The sequence below is a fragment of the Polynucleobacter sp. 39-46-10 genome, from assembly GCF_002282275.1.
In genome coordinates this window covers 1-6,213 of the sequence record NZ_NCJB01000132.1, presented here as the reverse complement: position 1 = coordinate 6,213, position 6,213 = coordinate 1, and the positions used below count along the sequence as shown (strand labels likewise).

Below are 6,213 nucleotides of genomic sequence, written 5' to 3'. Positions count from 1 at the left end.
GCCCAGATCCTCAAAGATATAGGCGTCGGCAAAATGCGTTTGCTCGCCAACCCTAGTCCAGTGCCTAGTCTTTCCGGATACAAGCTTGAAGTAACCGGTTACACCCCATTTGAATCTAAAAATAAGTAATTTCAGGAAACATGATGAATACATCCAATGACGAATCTGCAGTAGGCGTACTCGCTACCGACCTGAATGGGCAAGATCTTCGTGTAGGTATCGTACAAGCGCGCTTCAATGAAGAGCATTGCATTGCCTTAACTACCGCTTGTATTGAAGAATTGATCAAACTGGGCGTATCGCAAGCTGATATCAAATTAGTTACTGTTCCAGGCGCACTTGAAATTCCCTTCGCACTACAAAAGCTAGCTGAGACAGGCGAGTTTGATGGCTTGGTTGCACTGGGTGCCATCATCCGCGGTGAGACTTATCACTTTGAACTCGTGTCAAATGAATCTGGTGCTGGCATTACCCGCGTTTGCCTGGAGTCTGGCTTACCAATCGCTAATGGTGTTCTCACCTGTGAGACGGATGAGCAAGCTCAGGTACGCGTTCAAGTAAAGGGCGCAGACTGCGCAAGAGCGGTTATTGAAATGGCTAACCTCGCTTTAGCCCTTACTCCCGATATTGATTTTGAAATCAATCCTTCAGAAGAGTAATTCCCAAGATGAATAAAAATGTTCCCAGCCCACAGGCGGCAGCTGGTGCTCCCAGCGCACCAAGCGCACCAAAGCGCTCACTCACACCACGACGTCGTGCCCGTGAATATGCCCTGCAAGGCATTTATCAAAGCCTGGTCATGCGCCGCGCTGGTAGCCTTCCGAATGCTGCAGCGATTGCTAAGCAGTTGGCTGAAGATCCTGGCTTTCGCCGCTGCCAACATGATTTGTTTCAGGGGATTTTTGCTGGGGTGCTAGAGCGTACCGATGAACTCGAGGGCATTATTACTCCAGCCCTCGATCGCCCTATCAATGAGTTGTCTCCTGTAGAGCATGCTGCCCTTCTAATCGGCACCTATGAGCTGGCTATGGATTTGGCCGTTCCCTATAAAGTGGCCATAAATGAAGCTGTCGAATTAGCCAAAACATTTGGCGGTACTGATGGTCATAAATACGTCAATGGCGTGTTAGATCTCCTAGCCCAACAATTGCGTATCACTGAGGTGCAAGCAAGCTAGATCCAGGCACCCCCAACGCTCGACCCCTGAGCCTCTAAAAGGTCCAGGGGTTTTATTTTGTCCATAACTCTAGGGGTTAATCCAAACTACACTGAGGGATAAAATAAAAATACCTTTTCATCAAAGAGACGCGACCATGCAAAAAACGGATATCCGCAAATTACTCAAAGATCCCAGCCTATTTAAAGAAGAGGCATTCATGAATGGCGCCTGGTTTAAAACACATTCAGGCAACACTTTTGCAGTTCACAATCCCGCCACTGGAGAACTGATTGCAGATGTCAGCAATCTTGAGCCAAGCGATGCTGAGCGTGCAATTGAAGCTGCAGAGCATGCCTTTCTAAGCTGGAAGAGCAAAACTGGGAAAGAGCGTGCGAATGTGATGCGCAAATGGTTTGATCTGATTATTGAGAACACACAAGACCTGGCTACTCTCATGACTCTAGAGCAAGGCAAACCACTCACTGAAGCAACGGGTGAAGTTGTTTACGGCGCCTCTTTTGTAGAGTGGTTTGCTGAAGAGGCCAAACGCGTTGCCGGATCGATTCCAAGCACTACCTGGAGCGATAAGCGCATGATCGTGATGAAGCAGCCGATTGGGGTGTGCGTTGCCATCACACCATGGAATTTCCCTATCGCTATGATTACCCGCAAGATTGCACCAGCAATGGCAGCAGGTTGCACCATTGTGATCAAGCCAGCTGAGCTCACACCACTTAGTGCGCTAGCACTGGCAGAGCTTGCTCAGCGCGCTGGCGTCCCAGCAGGTGTCATTAATATTCTTACTGCAGATGCCAATCAATCGATTGCGATTGGTAAAACACTCTGCGCATCACCTACTGTAAGCCACCTATCATTCACAGGCTCCACCGAAGTTGGACGAATCCTAATGGCGCAATGCGCTCCTACAGTTAAGAAATTAGGTCTTGAGCTTGGCGGTCATGCTCCCTTTATTGTTTTTGAAGATGCTGATATTGATGCAGCGGTTACAGGTGCAATGGCATCCAAATATCGCAACTCTGGTCAAACCTGCGTTTGTGCAAATCGCTTCTATGTGCATAAGAATGTACAGGATGAGTTTGTCGAAAAGTTTGCAAAAGCGATTCAAGCGATTAAGGTTGGTAATGGCATGGAGCCTGGAAATACACAAGGGCCGCTGATTGAGAAGGCTGCATTGGAGAAAGTCGAGAAGCATGTAGCCGATGCCATCAGCAAAGGTGCAAAACTCGTTGCCGGTGGCAAGCCTTCTCCTTTAGGTGGCACTTTTTATGAGCCAACCATTTTGTCCAATGTCACTAATGACATGCTCATTACCTATGAAGAGACATTTGGGCCAGTTGCCCCAATCATTCCATTTGAAAGCGATGAGGAGGCAATAAGATTAGCGAACAATAGTCAATTTGGATTAGCTTCCTACTTCTACAGCCGAGATATTGGTCGCATCTGGAAATCTGCTGAAGCGCTTGAGTACGGCATTGTGGGTGTCAACTCTGGAATCATCTCCAATGAGGTGGGGCCATTTGGTGGAGTGAAGCAATCAGGCTTAGGACGTGAAGGTAGCGCCTATGGTATGGATGAATATCTAGAGCTTAAATATATTTGTCTTGGTCTGTAAGTCAAAATCAGAAACTAATAAAGCCGCCCATTTAACATAAAAGAGCGGCTTTATTTTTGACATCATCGCTACTTTATTTTTTCTTATAGACCAAGTCCCACACCCCATGCCCTAACTTAATGCCGCGGGTTTCGAACTTGGTGGTTGGTCTGTAAGCAGGTCTCTCGACGTACCCAGGATGCTTGGCATGCAACTGCTCAAGAGTGGGCTTGAATTCTTTAAAGGACTCTTTAGCAAGCTCAGCTTCACTAGCAACATCAGCTGCTGAAAAAGTTTCAATACGCATTTGCTCAGTAGAGGTATTTTCTAGACCAGACTCTGCGTTTAAAACTAAGAGCATTTGCTCTGCGTAGTTGTGCCAATCGGTCGCAAGATGCAAATAGGCTCCAGGCTTTAAGCGAGAGATCAATAATTTCACGAACTCCACCTGAATCAAACGACGTTTATGGTGGCGCTTCTTATGCCAAGGATCTGCAAAATAAATATGAATGCCATCTAAAGAATTGGGCGCAATCATTTTTTCCAACACTTCAACGGCATCGTGTCGAATCAAACGTAAATTCGTTAGATTATTTTCACCAATCAATTTCAGTAAAGCACCCACTCCGGGAGGGTGAACCTCAATTGCCAAGAAATCATCCTCAGAACGCAAAGCAGCAATTTTGGCAGTAGTCTCACCCATACCAAAGCCGATTTCTAGGATCTTAGGATTGGTAGATCCTCCGAAAGTGTCTTTTAGGCAAAGCACCTTATCTTGAAATTGGACTAAAAACTGTGGGCCCAGTTCATCAATCGCCCGCTGTTGACCAGCAGTGGTTCGACCCGCCCTTAAAACAAAAGAGCGAATACGATCAGTTTTTGGAAATGTCACGAGATAGAAATTCTTATTTTATTTAGGAAAGGGTGTATTCCAGCCAGCAGAGCGATAAGCAAAGACCACTTCGCCCAAGACAATCGAGAGTGAAGTCATAAAAGAAATTAATCCAAGTACAAAGGTCCAAATGACATAGGTCGCCTGCAAAGAGCGAACCGCTCCTGCTTGAAAGAAAAATAGCTCAAGCACTGTTAAAGAAATGAATACACCACTTAAGACATCAAAGAAAATTGCCGCAGTACAGAGACGCCCACGTATCTTTGCTTCATTAGCCTCTTTTTTCATGTGACTTAAAACGGCTTGATCTTGAATAACGCCTTCTTGAATTTTTTGCTGGATTGCCCGCATTCGATCCACTGAACGCGCTAAACGCGCTGAAATCGCATTAATCAGCGTAGCTACAGCAGTTAACAAGAATACGGGGGCTAAGGCCAGCTGAATATTATTCGTTATTGCGTCTATTGATGCGTCCATGATGTATCCATTAATCCTATTGAGACCAAGCTACTAAGCCACTATATGAGCTGAGCAAGACTAATACTCCAAAAACAATACGATACCAAGCAAATGGAATGAAGTTATGCCCAGCGACATAATGAATAAGCCAACGCACGCAAATAAATGCGGAGATAAATGCAGAGATAAATCCAACCACAATTGCCCAAGTGAAATCACCAGAAAGGGCTACCGGATTTTTCCAGAGCTTCAGTAACTCATAGGCAGTGGCGCCACCAATGACCGGAATCGCTAGGAAGAAAGAAAATTCGGTGGCAACGGCTCGGGGTAAACCAAATAACATACCCCCAATAATCGTTGCTCCAGAACGTGACGTACCCGGTATCAATGCAGCGCATTGTGCCAGCCCGACCTTTAATGCATCCATGGGCGCAAGATCATCCACCGTCTGAAAACGACTTTTCGCAGTGCTCACTTTTTGCTGTCTACGTTCTGCCCAAAAAATAATGAGTCCGCCTACGATAAAGGCACTTGCGACTGGGATGGGAGAAAATAAGAGGGCTTTAATATGCTTGCCAAAGATCAATGCCAAGCCCATTGCCGGGATGGACGCAATAATCAGATTGATGACAAAGCGACGGGAGGTGGGGCTAGTCTTGATGGTAGATGCCACCTTCCAAAGCTTTTCCCGAAACTCCCAGCAAACCGCCAAAATAGCGCCAAACTGAATAATCACCTCAAATGCTTTACCTCGCTCGTCATTAAAGTCGAGTAAGTCGCCCACTAAGATGAGATGCCCCGTACTGGAGATCGGCAAAAACTCCGTTAAGCCCTCCACTACCCCTAGTAATACTGCCTTGCCTAGCAAAATAAGATCCATAACCCTAATTTTATAGATAGATGAGGCCTTGCTGACGATTTGGCAAAATGAGGGTCAATAAAGGCACTTTGTACAAATAAGCCTTAAACTTCATGGCACAGAAAATCTATCTAAATGAGATGACAAAACCCGGTTTTAACGCCCTCAAAATCAGCACCCTAAGCTTGATCCTGAGCCAGGTATTTGGTTTTGGCGCACTGTCATCCAATTCTCTAGCGCAAAGTGCAAATGGGTCTAAACCCTCCTTACCGAGCCCCATAGGCGCACAATCTTTGACTGGTCTAGAAATGCCGCCACAGATGGTATTGGCGCCCAAACCAGCTATCCCCACTAATCTGGCTCCGTCGAATGTTGCTGGAAGCAATGTGGCGAATACCGAGGAGGCAACCGATCTCATTCGCCTCTACCAAGAGGCCGCTTTTAGTGATCCCGTTTTAAATGCGGCTCGCTTTAACTACCAAGCAAGCAAAGAGTTGTACTGGCAAGGTCTTTCTCTCTTGCTGCCTCAAGCTAATGCAGTACCTGGTGCTACCCGCTACTATCAACATGCGGGCGGAAATTCCCCTCCCGGCGTCAATACTGCACCCAGGGTATATGACCAGAAAAACTACACAGTCACCCTGACACAGCCGGTATTTAATATTGCGGCCTTCGAGGCATTTAAACAAGGGGATTTAAATACCAAAATTGCAGATATGCAATTTTATTCAGCCCAACAAGATTTAATTATTCGCGTTTCACAGGCCTACTTTGATGCACTGACCAGCCAAGATAATGTTGAGCTATATCGTAATAAAAAAAGCTTGATTACCCAACAACTCGACATTGCTCAAGCAAAATTTGATGCAGGCCTTGCAACAGTCGTGGATATCAACACTGCTCAAGCCGCTCTTGATTTAGCAAAGTCCCAAGAAATTGCGGCGCAAGCCGATTTAATTGTCAAACGCGGGGTGCTTGAGCAATTGGTTGGGCGCCCTGTTGGACCACTAAAACCTTTAACCAAGGAAGCCAAAATCGATGGCGTTTTAAAAGACCCGCGCCCTAAAAATAAAGACAGTAATGGCATTCCGATTGCTGAAAGTGTGAACCCCATACTTCCCAAAGGGCAAACTTTAGAGGATTGGATTCATCAAGCAGAAACTGCAAACTTCAATGTCTTAGCAGGTCAACTGTCAGTAAATCTGGCAGAGAGCACCTTTAAGGCTTCGCAA

Annotated in this window: 7 protein-coding genes and 1 pseudogene (1 of these 8 only partly in view); 5 read left to right on the top strand and 3 right to left on the bottom strand. The window is 46.1% G+C overall.

The annotated features are described in order from the left end of the window. The 4 genes and pseudogenes from B7X71_RS10625 to B7X71_RS10610 all read left to right on the top strand — a co-directional run. Positions 1 to 129: pseudogene (locus tag B7X71_RS10625) on the top strand (hypothetical protein) (its annotated part extends 586 nt beyond the left edge of the window); the annotation flags it as partial. Positions 130 to 140: 11 nt separating this feature from the next. Next, positions 141 to 659, top strand: a complete 519-nt coding sequence (gene ribH / locus B7X71_RS10620; protein WP_293598071.1) for a 6,7-dimethyl-8-ribityllumazine synthase — start codon at positions 141 to 143, stop codon at positions 657 to 659. 8 nt (positions 660 to 667) lie between these two features. Continuing rightward, positions 668 to 1,177 (top strand): transcription antitermination factor NusB, encoded by a 510-nt coding sequence (nusB, locus tag B7X71_RS10615; protein ID WP_293598072.1) that lies wholly within the window; start codon positions 668 to 670, stop codon positions 1,175 to 1,177. 136 nt (positions 1,178 to 1,313) lie between these two features. Continuing rightward, positions 1,314 to 2,792 carry an NAD-dependent succinate-semialdehyde dehydrogenase gene (locus B7X71_RS10610; protein ID WP_293598073.1) on the top strand — a complete coding sequence of 493 codons (1,479 nt, stop codon included), beginning with the start codon at positions 1,314 to 1,316 and terminating at the stop codon, positions 2,790 to 2,792. 73 nt (positions 2,793 to 2,865) lie between these two features. On the opposite strand, the gene trmB is transcribed toward B7X71_RS10610, so the two are convergent. Genes trmB through B7X71_RS10595 form a run of 3 tightly spaced genes read right to left on the bottom strand, consistent with a single transcriptional unit; the run spans position 2,866 to position 5,002 of the window. Further along, positions 2,866 to 3,663, bottom strand: a complete 798-nt coding sequence (gene trmB / locus B7X71_RS10605) for a tRNA (guanosine(46)-N7)-methyltransferase TrmB (RefSeq protein ID WP_293598074.1) — start codon at positions 3,661 to 3,663, stop codon at positions 2,866 to 2,868. 18 nt (positions 3,664 to 3,681) lie between these two features. Then, on the bottom strand, positions 3,682 to 4,140 hold the full coding sequence (locus B7X71_RS10600; RefSeq protein WP_293598075.1) for a DUF2721 domain-containing protein: 459 nt from the start codon (positions 4,138 to 4,140) through the stop codon (positions 3,682 to 3,684). A 16-nt stretch (positions 4,141 to 4,156) separates the two neighbouring features. Further along, positions 4,157 to 5,002: an undecaprenyl-diphosphate phosphatase gene (locus B7X71_RS10595; protein ID WP_293598076.1), complete on the bottom strand. Its 846-nt coding sequence runs from the start codon at positions 5,000 to 5,002 to the stop codon at positions 4,157 to 4,159. 92 nt (positions 5,003 to 5,094) lie between these two features. Between B7X71_RS10595 and B7X71_RS10590 the strand changes: the two genes are divergently transcribed. Continuing rightward, positions 5,095 to 6,213, top strand: a 1,119-nt coding sequence (locus B7X71_RS10590; protein WP_293600715.1) for a TolC family protein, incomplete at its 3' end; no start/stop codon positions are given.